We start from the raw sequence: 20,042 nt of genomic DNA, 5'->3' as shown, positions 1-20,042 counted from the left end.
AATGCCGCAAACGTGGTGGCGGGGGGCCGCGATCTACCAGGTGTACCTGCGTAGCTTCGCCGACGGCAACGGCGACGGGATCGGCGACCTCGCCGGGCTCCGGGAACGCCTGCCGTACCTGAAGGAGCTGGGGGTCGACGCCGTCTGGCTGAACCCGTGGTACGCCTCGCCCATGGCCGACGGCGGATACGACGTGGCCGACTACCGCCGGATCGCCGCGGAGTTCGGGACGCTGGCGGAGGCCGAGGCGTTCATCGCCGAGGCCCACGCCCTCGACCTGCGCGTGATCATCGACATCGTGCCGAACCACGGCTCCACCGAGTCCGACTGGTTCAAGGAGGCGCTGGCCGACCCGGCCAAGCGCGACCGCTTCCACTTCGCCGACACGCCGCCGAACGACTGGCAGTCCATCTTCGGCGGCCCGGCCTGGACGCAGGTGGCCGACGGGCAGTGGTACCTCCACCTGTTCGCCGCCGAGCAGCCCGACTTCAACTGGGCCAACCCGGAGGTGCACCAGGAGTTCCTCGACGTGCTGCGCTTCTGGCTCGACCGCGGCGCCGACGGCATCCGCATCGACTCGGCGGCGTTGCTGGTCAAGTCGGAGGAGGCCTGGGAGGACGTCGACGGCGTGCACGACATCTACCGCTCCTGGCGCGAGCTGTCCGACAGCTATCCCGGCGACCGGGTGCTCATCGGCGAGGTCTGGCTGCCCGACCAGGAGCGTTTCGGCCGCTACCTGCGTGACGACGAGCTGCACACCGCCTTCAACTTCGACTTCCTGGCCTGCCCGTGGGACCCGGATGCGCTGCGCCGCTCCGTCGACGCCGCCCTCGCGCTCGGCGCGCCGGCGAGCTGGGTGTTGTCCAACCACGACGTCACCCGCCCGGTGACCAGGTACGGCAGGGCCGACACCTCCTTCGCGCACGGCGGCGCCCTGCACGGCGTGCCGTCCGACCTCGCCCTCGGCTACCGCCGGGCCCGGGCCGCCGCGCTGCTGGCCATGGCGTTGCCCGGCGGTGTGTACGTCTACCAGGGCGAGGAGCTGGGCCTGCCCGAGGTGGAGGACCTGCCGGAGGCCGCCCGCCAGGACCCGATGTGGTTCCGCTCCAAGGGCGCCAACCCCGGCCGGGACGGCTGCCGCGTTCCCTTGCCCTGGTCGGGGGACGAGCCGCCCTTCGGCTTCGGGACCGGCACGCCCTGGCTGCCGCAGCCGGAGGAGTGGCGCAAGCTCACCGTCGAGGCGCAGACCGAGGACCTCGGCTCCATGCTCACCCTCTACCGCACCGCGCTTCGCCTTCGCGCCGGCCTGCTCGGCGACGGCACGTTGAGCTGGCTCGACCTCGGCCCGCGGGTGCTGGCCTTCGCCCGGGAGTCGGGGGTGACCTGCGTGGTCAACTTCGGTCCCGATCCGGTACGGCTCCCGCCGCACAGCCGGCTCCTCCTGGCCAGCGGGCCGGTGGACGGCGGTGTGCTGCCTTCGGACACGACGGCCTGGCTTCTGGCGTAACCTGGTCTCTGTAGGAGACAATGTTTTTGGCTGGAAGGGGCGGCTCATGGCTGACCGCTATCTCGGCATGCTCGGACTCGCCGAAGCGCTGGGCGTGAGCCGCCACGCGGTCCACAAATGGCGTGCTCGCCACCCCGCGGGGTCCGAGCACGCCTTTCCCGAACCCGACATCGACCTCGACGGCGCGCCCGGCTGGCGGCCCTGGCGGCTGAGCGAGATCTCCGCCTGGCGTGCCAGCCTCCCCGGCCGTGGGGTCGGCGGCGGGCGGCCGACCCTTGCGCGGCAGGAGTACCTTCAGGAGGCCTACCACCGCGGCTTCGACCGCGAGGAGGCGCTCCGGGCCCTTGCCGTGTTCGCGGCGGACTTCCCGGAGATGAGCGAACCGGAACTGTGCGCCTGGATCGTCTCCAAGTGGCGCTGACCTTCCGCCTCCCAGTCCCCGCCGCCTGACCCAGGAGCCCCCGTGAGCCGCCTCAGCCCCCAGCCGCCGGACACCCCCGAAGCCCGCGCCCTCGTCGACCGGCTCACCACCGGCCCCCGCGGCACCTCCGTCCTCGCCCCGGACGGCAGTCTGGTCGGCCCCTTCCCGGCCATGCTGCTGAGCCCGCCCGTCGGCGACCCGCTCCAAGCCCTCGGCGCCGCTCTCCGCTACCACTCCAGCCTCCCCGACCGGGCCCGCGAACTGGCCACCCTGGCCATCGCCACCCACTGCCGCAGCCCCTTCGAGGCCGCCACCCACCGCCGCCTGGCCTCCGCCCTCGGCTGCACCGCCGCCCAGCTCGACGCCGTCGACTCCGGCGGCCCGGTGGGCGACGAGTACGAGGACGCCGTCCTCACGGTCACCCGCGCCCTGCTCACCACCGGCGACCTGGACGACGAGCAGTACACCCTGCTCGCCGAACGCGAGATCTTCGAACTCACCACCCTGGTCGGCTACTACAGCCTGCTCGCCCTCCAGATGCGCGTCTTCCGCGTCTGATCCGTCGTCATGAGTTGCCTGACCCGGAGTGGGATGCGCTCTAGGGGTTATTGCCCACTGGCCGGCGTGGTCGTCCTCGCGAGGATGACCGGCGCCCGGTTTCGGCGCCGGCCGTTGGACGGCACCTTCATCCGTATGCTGCAGGCCGTCCAGGCGGCTGGTCGCGGTGGACTCCGCCATCGTCCGCGCGCATCAGCACGCGGCCGGAGCGTGAAAGGAGGGCCCGGCCAAGGGGCAGATCGCGCACTCGGACGATCCCGTGGCGGACTGACCAGCAGGATCCCCCTGGCGTGCGACGGCAAGGGCCGGCCGCTCGCCTCCCTGGTTACCGGCGGGAACGTCAACGACTGCACCCGCCTGCGCCACGTGCTCCGAAACCGGGAACGGCCATAACCAGCGGCCGGCCGCAGGTTGCCGTAGGCAACCGCGGTGCCTCGGTGGGGCGAGCTGCCAGAGGACCCCAGCCACAGCAGGACCGGGGGCGGGAGGGTGGGTGGGCGGCGGGTGGGGGACCGGGGACGAGCGGCTGTTGGGGAAGGGTCAGGCGGAGTCGCGGATGATGAGTTCGGTCGGGAGGATGACCGGTTCGGCGGTGCCGGTGTGGAAGAGGCCGAGCAGCAGGCGGACCATGGTGGAGGCCTGCTCGGCGACGGGGTGGCGGATGGTGGTGAGGGGCGGGTCGGTGTACTTGGCCGCCTCGATGTCGTCGAAGCCGACCACCGCGACGTCGTCCGGCACGCGGCGGCCGGCCTGGCGCAGGGCCTGGAGGGCGCCGACGGCCATGAGGTCGTTGGCGACGAAGACGGCGTCGAGCTGGGGGTCGTCCCGGAGGAGCTGCCGCATGGCGACCGCGCCGGACTCGCGGGTGAAGTCACCGACGGCGACGATCGAGCGGGCGTCGGAGTCGCCCACGACCCGGCGATAGCCGGCCAGCCGGTCCTGGCCGCCGATCATGTCGAGGGGCCCGGCGATGGTGGCGATGCGGCGCCGGCCCAGCGAGACGAGGTGGCGGACCGCCGCGGAGGCCCCGCCGATGTTGTCGTTGTCGACGTAGGGGATGTCGATCGGTACGGCAGGCCTGCCGTACGAGACGACGGGCACGCGCATGCGCGCGATGGCGGCCGGCAGGGGATCGGCGCCGTGCATGGAGATGAGCATGACCCCGTCGACATGCCCCCCGGCGATGTACCGCTCCACCCGGGCGTGCGACTTGGCCGACCCGGCCAGCATGAGCACGACCTGCTTGTCGGCGGCTTCGAGCTCGACGCTGGCCGAGCGGATGACGGTGGCGAAGAGCGGGTCTTCGGAGAAGACCCGGGTGGGCGGCTCGGAGACGACGAGCGCGACGGAGTCGGTGCGCTGGGTGACCAGGCTGCGCGCCGCCGAGTTGGGGACGTACCCGAGTTCTTCGACCGCGCGGAGCACGGTGTCACGGATGTGCGGGGCGACCGTGGTCTGCCCGTTGACGACGCGGGAGACGGTGGCGCGGGAGACGCCCGCCCGGGCGGCCACCGCCTCCAGGGTCGGCCGCTTCATCCCTTGATCCCTCCGGCGAGGAGTCCGCGGACGAAGTAGCGCTGCATCGAGAGGAAGACCACGAGAGGAATGATGACAGAGACGAAGGCGCCGGAGGTGAGCCGTTGCCATTCGTCGCCGCGGGTGCCGGCCATCTGCGCCAGCCGTACCGTCATGGGAGCGGATTCGGCGGTGCCGCCGGCGAAGATGAGCCCGACGAGCAGGTCGTTCCAGACCCAGAGGAACTGGAAGATCGCGAAGGTGGCCAGAGCGGGCGCGACCAGCGGCAGGACGACCCGGCGGATGATCGCGCCGTGCGTCGCGCCGTCGACCCGGGCGGCCTCGATGAGCTCGCCGGGCAGTTCGGCCATGAAGTTGTGCAGCAGGAAGACGGCGAACGGCAGGGCGAAGCAGGTGTGGGCGAACCAGACCTGGACGAAGCGTCCGCTGTCGCCGAGGTCCCAGGCGGGCAGCACCTGCAGCCCGAAGATCTCCACCCCCTGGGAGAAGAAGGACAGCAGCGGGACGAGCGCCATCTGGAGCGGCACGATCTGCAGGGCGAAGATGCCGATGTAGATCCAGTTGCGCCCGCGGAAGTTCAGCCACGACAGCGCGTAGGCGGCGAAGGCGGCCAGGGCCAGCGGGAAGAGCACCGAGGGCACGGTGATGACGATCGAGTTGATCAGGAAGCGGAACAGCTGCCCGGAGGAGGACGAGGTGCCGAAGAGCACGTCCTGGTAGTTCTCCAGGGTGAAGGACGGGCTGCCGAAGAAGGTCCACCAGCCGGTGGACTTGATCTCGTCCTCCGGCCGGAAGGACGACAGCAGCAGGCCGAAGGTGGGGGTGGTCCAGAGGACCGCGATCAGCAGGGCGGCCAGGCTCGCGGTCCTGGTGGCCAGGCGGCTGCGGACGCGGACGGTTGAGCTGCTCATCGGGTCCTCTGCAGTTTCCTCTGGTACCAGACGATCGGCATGACCAGCACGAACAGGAAGACGGCCAGGGCCGCGCCCTTGCCGGTCTCGCCGAAGCGGAAGGCGTTGTTGTACATGTCGACCGCGATCACGCTGGTGTCGAAGTTGCCGTTGGTCATCGTGCGCACGATGTCGAAGAGCTTGAGCGTGCCGATCGCCTGGGTGACCAGGACGACCAGGACCGCCGGGCGGATCGACGGCAGCGTGACGCGGAAGAACATGGCGAACGGGCCCGCGCCGTCCAGCCGGGCGGCCTCGATGATCTCGGACGGGATGCCCTTGATCGCCGCCGACAGCACCACGGTGGCGAAACCGGCCTGGATCCAGATCAGGACCACCATCAGGAAGAAGGTGTTCAGCGGCGGCTCCTGGAGCCACTGCCTCGGCTCCATGCCCAGCCAGACGACGATCTGGTTGAGCAGGCCGATCTGGTCGGCGTCCTCGGGGCGGTAGGTGTAGACGAACTTCCAGATGATGCCCGCGCCGACGAAGGAGATGGCCATGGGCATGAAGACCAGCGACTTGGCCAGCGCCTCGAAGCGCGAGCGGTCGACCAGCACGGCGTAGACCAGGCCGATGCTGGTGACCAGCACCGGCACGAGCACCACCCACAGCAGCGTGTTGCGCAGCGTGAGCAGGCCCTCGGGCTGGGTCAGCATCCAGAGGTAGTTGTCCACGCCGACGAAGCGCCGGCTGTCGCCGCTCATGAACGACAGCAGCGCGGTCCGCACGGTCGGTACGGCGAGGCCGATGGTCAGCAGCACCAGGGCGGGGGTCAGCAGGATCAGCCCGGGCCGGGAGGAGAACCGGTCGAGCAGCAGCAGGATCAGGCCGACCACGGCGAGGAAGGCGACGACGCCGAGCAGCAGCACTACCAGCTTGGGCTGCTCGGCGCCGAAGTCGAAATCGTGGTTCATCGACTAGTCGGTGGGCCAGGACTTGTCGATGGCGTCGAGCGCCGACTTGGTGTCCTTGCCGTTGATCCAGGCGGTCATTTCCTTCCAGAAGGTGCCCGCGCCCACGGCGGCCGGCATCAGGTCGGAGCCGTCGAAGCGGAAGACCGTCTGCGGGTCGGCCAGGATCTCCATCGACAGCTTGTCGATCGGGTTCTGGGCGTTGGCCAGGTCGACGCCCTTGCGGGCGGAGACGTAGGTGGCCAGCTTCATCCGGGCGTTGGCGAAGTCGGCGGTGGCGAGGTACTGCTGCATCGCCTTGACCTCGGGCCGGTCGGTGAAGGCGGCGACGAACTCGCCCGCGCCGAGGACCGGCTTGGAGCTGGTGTCGTTGCCGGGCAGGTAGAAGGCGAAGACGTCGCCGTCCTCGGCCACCTTGGTGCCCTCGGGCCAGAAGTTGGCGTAGAAGGAGGCCTGGCGGTGCAGGCCGCACTTGCCGGTGGTGATCGGGACGCCGCCCTCCTGGAAGGCGGTGGAGGCGATCGACTTGACCGGGCCGTAGCCGCCGTTGACGTACTTGTCGTTCTTCAGGATCGCGCCCACCTTGTCGACCGCCGCGACGACCTTGGGGTCGTTGAACGGCAGCTTGTGCGTGACCCACTGGTCGTAGGCGTCTGCGCCGAGGTCACGCAGGATGATGTCCTCGATCCAGTCGGTCGCCGGCCAGCCGGTGGCGTCGCCCGACTCGATGCCCGCGCACCAGGGCTTGATGCCCTTGGCGGCGATGGTGTCGGTCAGCGTCATGAGCTCGGCCCAGGTCTTGGGGACCTGCCAGCCGTTCTCGGTGAACATCTTGGGCGAGTACCAGACGAACGACTTCACGCTCGCGCCCAGCGGGGCGGCGTAGAAGGTGCCGTCGACGGTGCCGTACTTCTTCCAGTCGGGCGACCAGCCCTCGTCGGTGAGCTTGGTGACCTCGGGGGAGGCGGGCTTGAGCTTGCCGGCCTTGGCGAAGCGCTCCAGGAGGCCGGGCTGGGGGAAGAAGGCCAGGTCGGGCGGGTTGCCGCCGTCGACACGGACCTGGATCTGCGCCTCGAACTCGCCGGTGCCCTCATAGGTGACCTTGATGCCGGTGCACTCGGAGAACTGCTTCCAGGTCTCCTGGAACAGGTCGGCTTCCTTGTCGCGGATGGGGGAGTAGATGGTGACCTTGGTGCCCTCGTGCTTGCCGTACGTCTCGTAGGGCTTGCACTCGGCCGAGACCGGGGCGGGTGCGCCGCCGGTGGCGGCGGGCTTGTTCTCGGGGGTACTGCTGCCGCAGCCCGTCGCGACGAGGGCGAGGCCTATGGTTCCGACCAGGAGTGGGCGCTTCGACATGGGGTGAGCCTCCATAAATGTGGGAGCGCTCTCTAAGCTGTTAAACCCGTGTAACGATGTCAATACCGGGATGATTACGGAGAGCGCTCCCATGTGCTTACACTGCGTTGGCGCTGACGGCGTCCCTGTACCAGAGGGCGCTGTCTTTCGGGGTTCTGGTGAGCGTGCCGTAGTCCACGTGCACGATGCCGAAGCGTTTGCGATAGCCCTCCGCCCATTCGAAGTTGTCCAGCAGCGACCAGACGAGATAGCCGCGCACGTCCGCGCCCTCGCCGATGGCGTCGTGCACGGCCCGCAGGTGGGTGCGCAGGTAGTCGAGCCGGTCGGCGTCGTGCACGCGGCCGTCCTCGACGGTGTCGTCGAAGGCCGCGCCGTTCTCGGTGACCATGAGGCCGACCTCGGGGTAGTCGCGCCCCAGCCGGACCAGCAGCCGCGACAGGCCGCTGGGCACGATGGGCCAGCCCATCGCGGTGGCCGGCCCGTCGACCGGGCAGAAGCGCACGCCCTGCGAGCCCGGCCAGGCCGGGTCGGCGGGCGTGCCGGGAGCGGCCTCGACGACGGTCGGGTTGTAGTAGTTGATGCCGACGAGGTCGATCGGCTGGTTGATCAGTTCCAGGTCGCCGTCGCGGACGTGCGGGGCGTGCGCGGCGACGAGTTCCTCGGGGTAGCGCCCGCGGAGCGCCGGGTCGAGGAACTGCCTGGTGAGCAGCGCGTCGATCCGCGCGACCGCCTCCGCGTCGGCCTCGGACACCGGCGCGGCCGGGTCGTGCACCTGCGCGGGGGTGAACACCGGCGCGCTGTTGATCACCAGCATGATCCGCTCGGCGCCGGCCTCGCGCAGCACCTTCGTGCCGAGCCCGTGCGCGAGCAGCAGGTGGTGGGCCGCCCGTAGCGCGTCGGCGGGCTCGGTGCGCCCCGGCGCGTGCACGCCGTTGCCGTAACCGAGGAAGGCGGCCACCCACGGCTCGTTCAGCGTCGTCCACTCGCGCACCCGGTCGCCCAGCTTGTCGTGGACGGCCTGCGCGTACTCGGCGAAGCGGTAGGCGGTGTCCCGGTTCGCCCAGCCGCCGCGATCCTCCAGCGCCTGGGGCAGGTCCCAGTGGTAGAGGGTGACGTAGGGCGTGATGTCGCCGGCCAGCAGTTCGTCCACCAGCCGGTCGTAGAAGCCCAGCCCCAGCGGGTTGACCGCGCCTCCGCCGTCCGGCTGGACGCGCGGCCAGGCCACCGAGAACCGGTAGGCCCCCAGGCCGAGCGAGCGCATCAGCGCCACGTCCTCGCGGTAGCGGTGGTAGTGGTCGGTCGCGGTCTCGCCGGTGTCGCCGCCCGCGACCTTGCCCGGTGTGGCGGAGAAGGTGTCCCAGATCGACTGACCGCGCCCGTCCTCCTTGGCGGCCCCCTCGATCTGGTAGGCGGCCGTGGCGGCGCCCCAGACGAAACCGGCGGGAAAAGTCCTCATCGATGCAGCCCCCGAAATGATCAAGGAGAGAGCGCTCTCTCGCATGAGAGTGGCGCACCGGAGGAATCCTGTCAACGGTGGAAAATGCTACGGAAGCACGCGGCCGAGCAGCCGGGCGTACATCCGCTCCGGGCTCGGGTCCTCGGTCAGGAAACCGGGGAGCATCCCCAGGTCGACCGCGAACGGCTCTAACCGCGCGTACAGCGCGTCCATGTCGGCCGGCCGGTCCTCCGGCTTCTTCTCCAGCAACGCCCCCAGCAGCTCCGCGAGCTCACGGGAGATTCCGGGTACGGCCGGCGGCAGCTCCTTGACCTGCTTCTCGAAGACCACATAGTCGGTCGGGCCGGTGAAGATCGGCTCGCCGGTGAGCATCTCGTGCAGCACGCAGCCCAGCGAGTACAGGTCGCTGCGCGCGTCGGAGACGCCCTCCTGGATCTGCTCGGGCGCCATGTACGCGGGCGTGCCGAGGATCTGCCCGATCCGGGTGAGCTGCGGCTTGCCGGGCGGCAGGTTCATGTCGGCCTCGCGCAACATCGCCAGGCCGAAGTCGAGCACCTTGACGCTGCCGTCCGGGCAGAGCATGAGGTTGGTCGGCTTGAGGTCGCGGTGCCAGATCGACAGCGCATGCGCGGCGGCGAGGACGGCGGCGGCCTGGGCGGCGATCGCGCACGCCCACGGCACGGGCAGCGGTCCGTGCTCGCTCACCACGTCGGCGATGGTGACGCCCTCGATGAACTGCATCACCTGGAAGAGCCGCTGCTCGTGGGTGCCGAAGTCGTAGAGCACCGGCGCGCCCGGGTGTTCGAGCCGCGCCAGGATGCGGGCCTCGCGGATGAAGCGCCGCTCCAGCTCCTCGTCGGGGTCGCTGTGGAAGCGCAGCAGCTTCACCGCGACGCGGCGGTCGAGATGGCGGTCGTGGCCGGCGTAGACGGCGCCCATGCCGCCCTGGCCGAGGGGAAGGTCGTCGAGAACGTAGCGGTCTCCGATGACCATCTCTCCCCCTCCCCAGTCGTTCCCGGCAAAACTACACCGTCATGGGCGCAGGTGGCCTTCCGTCAACCCCTCGAAACCCAGGCGGACAAGTGTCTGCCCAAGAGAGGCGCTTTCACGCTGCGCGTCCTCCATCGCGACGAGCGCGCGGAAGGCTTCGCCGTAGCGGCGCTGCTCCTGGAGCGGCACCCGCGGCAGGCGGGTACGGCGGGCGTCGAAGCGGCTGGAGCCGGTGCTGGCGCGGCTCCCAGCGGCCCGCAGGAAGCCGGCGAGGAAGTCGGGGTCCACCCGGTCCGGATCGACCCGGTAGAGCGTCAGATGCGGCCCCAGGAAGGCGCCCGGCGCGGTGATCACGCGGACGCTGGAGTAGGAGGCGACCACGTCGCCCGGCTCGACCGCGACCAGTTCGGCGCCGGGGTCGACGCGGCCCGAGGGCGGCGTGCCGTACAGCAGGTCGTCGGCGGTCAGGACGGGCAGCTCGCCGCCGGTGAGCGCCAGTCGCGGCGGGGCGAGCAGGACGGTGACCAGCCCGGCCTTGACCAGGTCGCCGACGGTGGTGGACGGGTGCTCGTCCGGTCGGTCGAGCACTTCCAGGTCAGGCGGAGGCACGCTGGTGGCCAGGAAGCGCGCGCGGGTCTCGGCGAAGCGCCGGCCGACGTCGTCCTGGCGCCGGTGGCGGGCCGGGGTGAGGTCCACGTCGTCGGTGAGCAGGTCGATGATCCGCACGTTCTGCTCGTGCTTGGCCAGGGCCTCGGCGACGGTCGCGGCGTCGCCCTCGGTGAGCAGCACCTCCGACGGCGGCCGCTCGCCGGCCCGGGGGCGGCGCAGCACCCACAGATCGACCGCGCCCAGGCCGGCCACGGCGCGGAGCGCGCCGGCGCGCAGCAGGTTGGCGCGGATGCGGCGACCGGCCTTGCGGCTGGCCGCGGCGGGCGGCATGAGGATGGCGACCAGGCCGCCGGGCCGTACGTGGGTGAGGCAGTGCTGGACCCACGCGAGCTCGGGCTCGCCGCGCGGCGGCACGCCGTACTCCCAGCGGGGGTCGCCGGTCAGCTCCTCGTAGCCCCAGAACCGCTCGCCGAAGGGCGGGTCGCAGATCACCCCGTCGGCGCGTTCGCCGGGGAAGCCGTCCTGGCGCATGGCGTCGCCGGCGACGATCTCGGCCTCGATCCCGCGCAGCCGCAGCCGGGCGGCGGCGATCCGGGCGGAGGTGGGGCTGAGCTCCTGGCCCAGCGCGCGCTGCGGCGCGGCGGCCAGCAGCAGGGTGCCGACCCCGCAGGCCGGGTCGAGCAGCGTGCCCTCGCCGACGACGCCGAGCATGAGCGCGGCGAGCTCCTCGCGGGTGACCGAGAGCTGGCGCGAGTGCGCCTCCAGGTAACGTTCGCAGAGCGTCTCGTAGGCCCGCGCGGCGCCCTGCTCGGCGGCGAGTTCGCTCACCAGGGCCGCCACGTCCGGCTGCAAAGCGTGATCTTGGCCGGTCAGGAGCGCCCCGGCCTCGGCGAGCACGTCGCCGAGGTGCAAATCTCCTGCCGCTTTCAGGCGTTGCCACACCCGGTCGGCGAGCGATACCTGGTAGGACTTGCCGTAACGGCGAAGCCATCCCTCGATCTGGCGCAGCGAGAACAGGGGCTGGCTGGCCGTCCCGCCGATGGGCTGGGGGAAGTCGTCGTGGCGACGCCGCCAGTTGCTGACCGCGGCCCGGCCGACACCGGCGAGCCTGGCGATGTCGCCGGCGTTCACGGTGTCGTAGGCGGGATCCTGGTCCATGAATCCACCGTAGCACGCTTGTGAAGTCTTTCAACCAATGATTTACTGGTGTCCATGAAGCACAACATCCGCTATGCCGCAGGATCAGACGTGGGCCGCCGCAGGGAGCAGAACGAGGACGCGGGCTACGCGAGCGCGCGCCTGCTCGCGGTGGCGGACGGCATGGGCGGCCACGCGGCGGGTGAACTGGCCAGTTCCGCGGCCATCGCGGTGATGCGCGAGCTCGACACGAAGCTGCCCGAGACCGGGGCCGACCTGGAGGCCGCGCTGGAAGGCGCGATCCACGAGGCCGGACGCCGGCTCGTCGAGCTGGCGGAGATCGACCCGGCCCGCCGCGGCATGGGGACCACTGTGACCGCTCTGCTGTGGGACGGCTACGCCTTCGCGCTGGCGCACCTCGGCGACTCGCGGGGCTACCTGCTGCGCGACGGCGCGCTCTACCAGATGACCAAGGACCACACCCTGGTGCAGTCGATGGTGGACGAGGGGCGGATCACCGAGGACCAGGCGGCGGTGCACCCGCGCCGGTCGATGGTGTTGCGCGTGCTCGGCAGCGAGGGCAGGGCGGAGCCCGACATGGCGCTTCGCGAGGCGCAGCCTGGAGATCGCTACCTCCTGTGCTCCGACGGGCTCACCAACGTGCTCGGACCGGAGACCCTGCACGAGGTGCTGACCACGTTGGCAGACCAGGCCGCCGCCGTCCAGCGGTTGATCGATCTGGCCAACGACGGCGGCTCGCCCGACAACGTGACCGTGATCGTGGCCGATGTGGTGGCGCCCGGGGAGGGCGACGAGACGGTCTTCCGGGTGGGCGCCGGCGCCTGATCCGTCACACCCGCGGTATTTCACCTCAGAGATTGACAACTTCGGGATGTCCGGCGCAGGTCGGCGAAGCGGCGATTACAGTCCATCGATAGCCGCTCGTTTCTCTTCTTCGCAAAGGGAGTCGTCCTGGATCCGATCGGTGAAGATCTCCTCGAAGTGGTGCGCCCCGAACTCGGTTACCGGGAGAAGGGCGGCCAGCACACCAAGTTCGGCGAGTGGTACGCGGATCGTCTCAACGACTCCCAGTACCGCAACGCGCCCTGGTGCGACATGTTTCTCGCCTGGGCCGCCGACAAGGCGGGGGTCGCGCAGTATGTCGGGCAGTTCGCCTGGACCCCCTCCCACGCCGCCTGGTTCATCAACCAGAACGCCTGGTCGGCCACCCCGGAGCCGGGCGCGCTGGTCTTCTTCGACTGGCAGGGCGGCAAGTCCTACAAGGGCATCGACCATGTCGGCATCGTCGAGCGGGTGGCGGGCAAGAAGATCCACACGATCGAGGCCAACGTCGACCGCGTCTGGCTCAAGCGCAAGACCCGCACCGACGAGAAGGTGGTCGGCTACGGCTTACCCCGCAAGGTCAAAGAGGCCCTCCAGGCCCCGCGTACGGTTCCCAGTGCCGACGCGCAGAGCCCGCTGGAGACGGTCAAGGTGCTGAGCGAGCGCGACGCGCCCGAGCCGTTCCTCGCCGGGCCGATCATCCCGCTGACGCTGCTGCTCGGCATGGTGCTCAGCATCGTGGTTGGAGCGTTCCGGTTCACCGGCCGCCGCGGCGTTCACCGCCGGCCGATCGCCGAGCCGGCACCCCTGCCGACACCGGTTCGACTGCATCCTTACGAGAAGCGGGAGAAGGCGGGAGCTGGGAAATAGTAGGACGTCCTAGTATCTTTCGTAGCGGCACCTCACGAAGGAGTGACAGGACGTGCACGTACCGGCCCACCCCGTACGGTTCGTGACCGCAGCGGCGCTGTTCGACGGCCACGACGCCGCGATCAACATCATGCGGCGCATTCTCCAGACCCAGGGCGCGGAGGTCGTGCACCTGGGGCACAACCGCTCAGTCCAGGACGTCGTGACCGCCGCCATCCAGGAGGACGTGCAGGGCATCGCGATCAGCTCCTACCAGGGCGGCCACGTCGAGTTCTTCAAGTACCTCGTCGACCTCCTGCGCGAGCGCGGCGCCGGGCACATCAAGGTGTACGGCGGCGGCGGCGGGGTGATCGTGGCCGAGGAGATCGCCGAGCTGCACGCGCACGGCGTCACCCGCATCTTCTCCCCGGAGGACGGCCAGCGTCTCGGCCTGCCCGGGATGATCAACCAGCTCATCGCCGAGTGCGACGAGCCCCTGGTCGAGCCGCCCGCGGTCGAGGCCGTGCTCTCCGGCGACCAGGCCGCCCTGGCCCGCGCGATCACCCTCATCGAGACCGGCATCGCCTCCGACGAGCTGCTGAGCGGCCTGCGCTCGGCCGGGCGCAGCGCCCCCGTGCTCGGCATCACCGGCACCGGCGGCTCCGGCAAGTCCTCGCTCACCGACGAGCTGCTGCGGCGCTTCCGGCTCGACCACGACGACAAGCTGCGCATCGCGGTCATCGCGATCGACCCCACCCGGCGCAAGGGCGGCGGCGCGCTGCTCGGCGACCGCATCCGGATGAACGCGCTCGGGCCGCAGACCTACTTCCGCTCCCTGGCCACGCGCGGCGCGGCGGCCGAGGTGCCGCCGCACCTCGACGACGTGATCACCGCCTGCCGGGCGGCCGGATACGACCTGATCATCGTCGAGACGCCGGGCATCGGCCAGGGCGACGCGGGCATCGTGCCGCACGTGGACGTGCCGATCTACGTCATGACCCCCGAGTTCGGCGCGGCCTCCCAGCTCGAGAAGATCGACATGCTCGACTTCGCCGAGGCCGTCGTGATCAACAAGTACGAGCGGCGCGGCGCCGAGGACGCCCTGCGCGACGTGCGCCGCCAGCTCGTCCGCAACCGCGGCGCCTTCGGCGTCAAGCCCGACGACATGCCGGTCTTCGGCACCATCGCCGCCCGCTACAACGACGCCGGGGTCACCGCGCTCTACCAGCACCTCCGCGGCCTGCTCGCCGAGCGGGGGCTGCCCGCCGGACCCGGCCTGCTGGCCCCCGTCGAGGGCCGCACCTCGCAGACCGCCGCCGCCATCGTGCCGCCCGCCCGGGTGCGCTACCTCGCCGAGATCGCCGAGACCGTGCGCGGCTACCACGACGAGACCGCCGCCCAGGCGGCCATCGCGCGCCGCCGCCAGCAGCTCGCCGCCGTCCGCGACCTGCTCGACGCCGGTACGGCAGGCGAGGTCGAGCGGCTGCACGGCGTGGCCGAGAACGAGCTGTCGGAGGAGAGCCGCCGCCTGCTCGCCGAATGGCCCGCGTTGCGCGAGCAGTACAGCGCCGAGGAACTGGTGGTGAAGGTCCGCGACCGGGAGATCCACACCCCGCTCTGGCGCGAGACCCTCAGCGGCAACCGCATCCCGCGCGTGGCCCTGCCGCGCTTCGAGGACCACGGCGACCTGCTGTCCTTCCTGCGCCGGGAGAACCTGCCGGGCCGCTTCCCGTTCACCGCGGGCGTCTTCCCGTTCAAGCGCGACGACGAGGACCCGACCCGGATGTTCGCCGGCGAGGGCGACCCGTTCCGCACCAACCGCCGCTTCAAGCTGCTGTCGGAGGGCCAGCCGGCCACCCGCCTGTCCACCGCCTTCGACTCGGTCACCCTCTACGGCAACGACCCCGACCTGCGCCCCGACATCTACGGCAAGGTCGGCACCAGCGGGGTGTCCATCGCGACCCTCGACGACATGAAGGTCCTCTACGACGGCTTCGACCTGAGCGCGCCCAACACCTCGGTGTCGATGACCATCAACGGGCCCGCTCCGACCATCCTGGCCTTCTTCCTCAACGCCGCCCTCGACCAGGCCGTCGAGCGCTTCCAGGCCGAGCACGGCCGCGCGCCCTCCGACGCCGAGGCCGCCGACCTGCGCGCCCGCACCCTGGCCACCGTCCGCGGCACCGTGCAGGCCGACATCCTCAAGGAGGACCAGGGCCAGAACACCTGCATCTTCTCCACCGAGTTCAGCCTGCGCATGATGGCCGACATCCAGGAATGGTTCATCGCCAACGGTGTGCGGAACTTCTACTCGGTCTCCATCTCCGGCTACCACATCGCCGAAGCCGGGGCCAACCCGATCAGCCAGCTCGCCTTCACCCTGGCCAACGGCTTCACCTACGTCGAGGCCTACCTCGCCCGCGGCATGAAGATCGACGACTTCGCGCCCAACCTGTCGTTCTTCTTCTCCAACGGCATGGACCCCGAGTACTCCGTCCTCGGCCGGGTGGCCCGCCGCATCTGGGCGGTGGCCATGCGCGAGAAGTACGGCGCCGCCGAACGCTCGCAGAAGCTGAAGTACCACATCCAGACCTCGGGCCGCTCGCTGCACGCCCAGGAGATGAACTTCAACGACATCCGCACCACGCTGCAGGCGCTCATCGCCATCTACGACAACTGCAACAGCCTGCACACCAACGCCTACGACGAGGCGGTCACCACCCCCTCGGCCGAGTCCGTACGGCGGGCCATGGCCATCCAGCTCATCATCAACCGGGAATGGGGCCTGGCCCGCAACGAGAACCCGCTCCAGGGCTCCTTCATCATCGACGAGCTCACCGACCTGGTCGAGGAGGCGGTCCTGCGCGAGTTCGAGCGCCTGTCCGACCGCGGCGGCGTGCTGGGCGCGATGGAGACCGGCTACCAGCGCGGCAAGATCCAGGACGAGTCGATGGTGTACGAGACGCGCAAGCACGACGGCTCGCTGCCGATCATCGGCGTCAACACCTTCCGCGGCGCGGCCGAGGAGGCGCCCCGCAAGCTCGAACTCGCCCGCGGCACCGAGCAGGAGAAGCAGTCGCAGCTCCAGCGGCTCACCGGCTTCCAGGAGCGCAACCGCAGCGAGGCCCCCGAGGCGCTGCGCCGGCTGCGCGAGGCGGCCATGTCCGACCGGAACGCCTTCGAGGTGCTGATGGAGACGGCCAGGGTCTGCTCACTCGGGCAGATCACCGACGCCCTCTTCGAGGCGGGCGGGCAGTACCGGCGGAACGTGTAGCTACTCCTCGCTCCACACCTGCCACGACCCGGTCGGGACACTCACCCCGATCGGGTCGGGCAGCACCACGGTCTCGCCCAGCTTCCACGCTTCGGTGTGCAGGTAGGCGCCGGCGGCTGCGTCGGGGATGGAGTGCAGGGTGACCTGAGCGACCTTCGGATCGAGGTCGATCAGCAGGTAGTAGGGGATCTCGGCCCGGGCGTAACCGCACCACTTGCCGCGGCCCGACGTCTTGCCCGTCGGGGGCCGGTCCTGGACGGCTGTGCTGGGCGAGGTCACCTCCACGACCAGTTCCACCTGGTCGGGCACCAGGTGGCGGAGGTTGGCGTTCCAGGCGTCCTCGTACAGGTCGACGTCCATGACGACAAGGTCGGGGATGTACCCGTTCTCCTCGGCCATGAAGGCCAGGCTGTTGTTCTGGACGCAGCGCCACCGGTAGCCGGGGTCCTTCACCAGCTCGCGGTCGAGCAGGTTGGAGAGCTGCTGGAGGATGCCGCCGTGCCGGAAGCGGGGGGCTGGGGACACGATGATCTTCCCATCGATGATCTCGACACGGGAACCGTCGTCGGGGATGTGAAGGTAGGCGTCGAGCTCGCCTGACAGCCACATCTGGAACGCCGTGTCGGGAAGCTGCACCCGGTGCGGCGAGACGTCGGCGATGGTCATCCTCTGTGACTCCTCCCTCACGCGATGCTCCCGTTCATCGTAGGGACCGGCCTTCCTCAGCGTACGCCGAACGCCGGAAGGCCCCTGGCCGCTAGGCTGGGCGATCCCGGCAAAGGAGGTCGAATCCGTGCTCCGGCGACTCGTGGTACTCCTCGCGCTTGCCGTACTGGCGGCCGGCTGCGGCGGCTCCTCGTCCGCGACGGGCGAGCAACTCGCCGCGGACGGCGAGAAGATCATGGCCTGGAAGGACTGGGTCGCCCCGAAGATCACCGCACGGGCCGACGCCGACCAGCCGTGCGACGGCGGGTCCAAGCGGGTGTTCGCCGCCACCACCGGGATCGCCTACGCCGAGGCCGACCCGGACAACCGGCTCGACAGCCTGCAGACCCTGGTCAGCGACCGGTTCACCGAGGTGGGCTACACCCCGGCGACCGCCGCCGACCAGGCGGACAGGACCGACTCGCGCACCCTCACCTGGACCAAGGAGGGCCTGACCTTCACGGCGGTCCTCACCCCCGGCGCCGGGGACGAGGTCGCCGTGCAGGTCAAGGGCGAGACCGCCTGCGGCTAGGCCCGGCGGCTCACTTCTTCTTCTCGTACTTGGTCTTGGCCTCGGCCTCCGCCTCGCGGCTGCTGCCCGTGGCGGAGGCGATGTCCACCTTCTTGTCGAAGGTCGAGCCGTCGCCGTCCACGTCGTTCTTGTCCATCCAGTCGGAGATCTGGACCAGCTTGTCGGCGGCGTTCTTGTCCTTCATGAGCTCCTCGATGGGGATGGGCTTGCCGTCCTTCATCAGCTCGGGCGGGAACGGGTGCTCGGTGGGGTAGCCGGCCTCCAGCAGGATGTAGGCCAGCTCGTAGCGCTGGATCACCGTCGCCGCGTCCCGGCCGTTGTTGAGCTTGGCCACCCGGGTGGCGTCCTGGTCGCCCTCCACCCACGAGTCCAGGCCCTTGCCGGTGGCGAACTTCAGCGCCTCCCAGCCGACCAGCACGGCCCCGCGGCCGCCGGGGATGCGGTCGATCACGCCCACGGTGAGCAGGTCCTTCATCAGGCCGCGGAACTTCTTGTCGCTCTCGTCCATGTCGCCGCGGACCTTGGCGGTCGCCGCGTACTCCAGCCCGGCCAGGTTGCCCATGACGCGCGAGGCGAGCTGGAAGTAGCCGGGGTCCTTGCCGGTCCTGGCGATGGCGTCGGCGTCGGCCCGGGCGGCCTCGGTGAGCAGCTCCCTGCGGAAGGCGCCCATCTCCACGTCGAAGTCCTGGGTCGCCTGGTCGTGGTCGACGAAGGTCTTGAGGAAGTTGTAGGTGTCCTGCTGGCTCAGGTAGAAGCTGGGCGTCAGGCCGGGCACCTTGGAGAAGTTGGGCGGCTCCTGCCGGCTGGAGCCGCGGCCCAGGGCGTCGTCGAAGCGCGCCCCGGTGGCCAGCTCGTGCTTGTAGGAGACGCCGAGCTTCGACAGGGAGTCCTTGAGGCTCCAGTTGACCTCCGGGCCCTTGGCGCCGGCGGCGAGCATGAACTCGAAGGCGAACTGCGAGGCGCCGGGGGAGTGCTTGCCCGGCTGCTCGTCGTGCACGCCGGAGCCGGCCTCGACGGCGCGGCCGAGGGCGTCGCCGACATCGTCGTTCATCCGCGAGTAGCCGAGCAGCGCGTCGAAGGTCTTGCGGTAGTCGCCCGGGTTCATGCCCCACAGGGTGTCGCGGGCGGCGACGGGGTCCTTGCCGAGCAGGTTGAGGGCGAGCGCGACGTTGTCCTCCGAGACGGCTCCGCCGTACCCGCGGGAGGTGGCGAAGCCTCCGCGGAAGTCCTGGTCGGGATTCTTGGCGAAGTCGTTGAGGGTGGCGCCGGCGACGGCCTTGACGACGTCGGTGGGGAACTTGCCGTACTGCAGGAGGGCGAGCTTGTTCCAGGCGTCGGCCTTGTTGCGCGGGTCGCCGGGGTCGGTGAGGAGCGTCTTGACCTTGTCCATGCCGGGCGTGGCGAGGTTCTGGGCGCTGAGCGCGACGCCGAGGGCCTTGGAGAAGATCTCCAGGTCCTGGGCGGCGGTCTTGCTGCCGGTGGCGTAGAGCAGGCTCGGGAGCATGGTGAGCCGGTGGGGCGGGTCGAGGCTGGTGAAGAAGGCCGCCATGACCTCGGGGTCGGCGAGGTACTTCTCCAGCTCCTGGGCGACCTTGTGCATCTCCTCGGCGCTGGCGCCGTCGGTGCGGTTGAGGGCGTTGAGCCGGGCGGCCAGTTCCTTGCCCTTGGCCTGCGCCTCGGCGAGGGTCATCGGCGGCTCGGGCACGAAGGTCTTGCTCTCCGGCTGGGTGGCCCAGGGGTCGCGGCGTTGTTCGAGGGCGATGCCCAGGTCGAGGCGGCGCCGGGCCTCGGGGACGATCCTGGCGATGTCATCGCCGATGGCGGCGAGCTGGGTGAGCAGCGAGGTGTCGATCCCGAGGTCGCCGAAGTCGCGGGAGAAGCGGCCCTTGACCGCGCTCAGCGTGCTCGCGCCGGTGGACATGGCGCTCACGGTCATCTTGAATTGGCCGCAGTGCATGCCGCTGAAACCGGACATCAGATGTTCCCCTTGCGCATCCAGCGGAAGGTCTGCGCCTCCGATTCGGTGACCTCCGCGGGCTCCGCCGCGATGGCGGCGTCGATGGCGCCGAGCACGGACTCGGCCAGCTTGTTCACCCTGTCGCGCCGGCCGGTGACCTCGGGCGCCACCTTGTCACGCCACGGGCCGCTGATGACCTCGCCGCCGCCGAAGTCCTTGGCCGGCCGGTCCAGGGCGGTCTTGACCGATTCGTGCTGGGCCAGCCATTGGCCCCGAAGCTGTTTCAGCGCGGAGAGTTTGGGGTTGGGCACCATTTTGTCCCCCATGGTGGCTGCCTCCCTTCTGCATCCGGAGTGGCACCCGATCCTAGGGAGACATAAGTGCATCATTCCCGCGAATTGTGGATCCAGCGTGAAAGTGCCGTTCAACCGGCTCGCAACCGGCACCC

17 protein-coding genes and 1 pseudogene are annotated in these 20,042 nt (G+C 70.3%); 8 read left to right on the top strand and 10 right to left on the bottom strand.

Annotated features, from left to right (window positions below; genetic code table 11):
* Window position 1 precedes the first annotated feature (1 nt).
* From ACIBG7_RS02005 to ACIBG7_RS01990, 4 genes and pseudogenes are all read left to right on the top strand, one after another.
* A complete protein-coding gene (locus tag ACIBG7_RS02005) occupies window positions 2-1,507 on the top strand; it encodes an alpha-amylase family glycosyl hydrolase (protein ID WP_357917235.1) in 1,506 nt (501 codons plus the stop codon).
* A 46-nt stretch (window positions 1,508-1,553) separates the two neighbouring features.
* Entirely contained in the window at window positions 1,554-1,928 is a 375-nt protein-coding gene (locus ACIBG7_RS02000) for a hypothetical protein (protein ID WP_397334872.1), read from the top strand.
* Between the two features lie 42 nt (window positions 1,929-1,970).
* A complete protein-coding gene (locus tag ACIBG7_RS01995) occupies window positions 1,971-2,486 on the top strand; it encodes a carboxymuconolactone decarboxylase family protein (RefSeq protein ID WP_397334871.1) in 516 nt (171 codons plus the stop codon).
* A 96-nt stretch (window positions 2,487-2,582) separates the two neighbouring features.
* A pseudogene (locus tag ACIBG7_RS01990) lies at window positions 2,583-2,858 on the top strand (IS5/IS1182 family transposase); the annotation flags it as partial.
* Between the two features lie 168 nt (window positions 2,859-3,026).
* On the opposite strand, the gene ACIBG7_RS01985 reads toward ACIBG7_RS01990, so the two are convergent.
* The 7 genes from ACIBG7_RS01985 to ACIBG7_RS01955 form a co-directional block, all read right to left on the bottom strand.
* Complete coding sequence (locus ACIBG7_RS01985; RefSeq protein WP_357917244.1) at window positions 3,027-4,022, bottom strand: LacI family DNA-binding transcriptional regulator; 996 nt, start codon at window positions 4,020-4,022, stop codon at window positions 3,027-3,029.
* Complete coding sequence (locus tag ACIBG7_RS01980; protein WP_357917247.1) at window positions 4,019-4,933, bottom strand: carbohydrate ABC transporter permease; 915 nt, start codon at window positions 4,931-4,933, stop codon at window positions 4,019-4,021. The genes ACIBG7_RS01985 and ACIBG7_RS01980 overlap by 4 nt, the downstream gene beginning before the upstream one ends.
* Window positions 4,930-5,889 (bottom strand): sugar ABC transporter permease, encoded by a 960-nt coding sequence (locus ACIBG7_RS01975; RefSeq protein ID WP_357917250.1) that lies wholly within the window; start codon window positions 5,887-5,889, stop codon window positions 4,930-4,932. Before ACIBG7_RS01975 ends, ACIBG7_RS01980 begins: the two co-directional genes overlap by 4 nt.
* Before the next feature lie 3 nt (window positions 5,890-5,892).
* A complete protein-coding gene (locus ACIBG7_RS01970) occupies window positions 5,893-7,242 on the bottom strand; it encodes an ABC transporter substrate-binding protein (RefSeq protein WP_357917253.1) in 1,350 nt (449 codons plus the stop codon).
* Between the two features lie 97 nt (window positions 7,243-7,339).
* Window positions 7,340-8,698 (bottom strand): GH1 family beta-glucosidase, encoded by a 1,359-nt coding sequence (locus tag ACIBG7_RS01965; protein ID WP_397334870.1) that lies wholly within the window; start codon window positions 8,696-8,698, stop codon window positions 7,340-7,342.
* An 87-nt stretch (window positions 8,699-8,785) separates the two neighbouring features.
* Window positions 8,786-9,691: a serine/threonine-protein kinase gene (locus ACIBG7_RS01960; RefSeq protein WP_357917259.1), complete on the bottom strand. Its 906-nt coding sequence runs from the start codon at window positions 9,689-9,691 to the stop codon at window positions 8,786-8,788.
* Window positions 9,692-9,730: 39 nt separating this feature from the next.
* The gene (locus tag ACIBG7_RS01955) at window positions 9,731-11,455 is read right to left on the bottom strand and encodes an N-6 DNA methylase (protein ID WP_357917261.1); all 1,725 of its coding nucleotides are present in this window, start codon (window positions 11,453-11,455) and stop codon (window positions 9,731-9,733) included.
* 54 nt (window positions 11,456-11,509) lie between these two features.
* On the opposite strand from ACIBG7_RS01955, the gene ACIBG7_RS01950 reads away from it, so the two are divergent.
* From ACIBG7_RS01950 to icmF, 3 genes are all read left to right on the top strand, one after another.
* Window positions 11,510-12,280 (top strand): PP2C family serine/threonine-protein phosphatase, encoded by a 771-nt coding sequence (locus tag ACIBG7_RS01950; protein WP_357917263.1) that lies wholly within the window; start codon window positions 11,510-11,512, stop codon window positions 12,278-12,280.
* Window positions 12,281-12,439: 159 nt separating this feature from the next.
* Window positions 12,440-13,147 (top strand): CHAP domain-containing protein, encoded by a 708-nt coding sequence (locus tag ACIBG7_RS01945; protein WP_357917266.1) that lies wholly within the window; start codon window positions 12,440-12,442, stop codon window positions 13,145-13,147.
* Window positions 13,148-13,199: 52 nt separating this feature from the next.
* Entirely contained in the window at window positions 13,200-16,400 is a 3,201-nt protein-coding gene (icmF, locus tag ACIBG7_RS01940) for a fused isobutyryl-CoA mutase/GTPase IcmF (RefSeq protein WP_397334868.1), read from the top strand.
* Here icmF and ACIBG7_RS01935 read toward each other — a convergent pair whose 3' ends face one another.
* Window positions 16,401-17,066 carry a Uma2 family endonuclease gene (locus ACIBG7_RS01935; protein WP_357917272.1) on the bottom strand — a complete coding sequence of 222 codons (666 nt, stop codon included), beginning with the start codon at window positions 17,064-17,066 and terminating at the stop codon, window positions 16,401-16,403.
* 127 nt (window positions 17,067-17,193) lie between these two features.
* Between ACIBG7_RS01935 and ACIBG7_RS01930 the strand changes: the two genes are divergently transcribed.
* Window positions 17,194-17,637 carry a hypothetical protein gene (locus ACIBG7_RS01930; protein ID WP_397334867.1) on the top strand — a complete coding sequence of 148 codons (444 nt, stop codon included), beginning with the start codon at window positions 17,194-17,196 and terminating at the stop codon, window positions 17,635-17,637.
* 10 nt (window positions 17,638-17,647) lie between these two features.
* Here ACIBG7_RS01930 and ACIBG7_RS01925 read toward each other — a convergent pair whose 3' ends face one another.
* The gene (locus ACIBG7_RS01925; protein WP_397334866.1) at window positions 17,648-19,612 is read right to left on the bottom strand and encodes a hypothetical protein; all 1,965 of its coding nucleotides are present in this window, start codon (window positions 19,610-19,612) and stop codon (window positions 17,648-17,650) included.
* The gene (locus ACIBG7_RS01920) at window positions 19,612-19,920 is read right to left on the bottom strand and encodes a hypothetical protein (RefSeq protein ID WP_357917280.1); all 309 of its coding nucleotides are present in this window, start codon (window positions 19,918-19,920) and stop codon (window positions 19,612-19,614) included. Before ACIBG7_RS01920 ends, ACIBG7_RS01925 begins: the two co-directional genes overlap by 1 nt.
* Between the last annotated feature and the right edge of the window lie 122 nt (window positions 19,921-20,042).

Origin of the sequence: Nonomuraea sp. NPDC050328 (assembly GCF_044459405.1) — a bacterium.
Lineage (GTDB): Bacteria > Actinomycetota > Actinomycetes > Streptosporangiales > Streptosporangiaceae > Nonomuraea.
The sequence above is the reverse complement of the archived record's forward strand: the minus strand, read 5'-3'. Positions and strand labels throughout refer to the sequence as shown.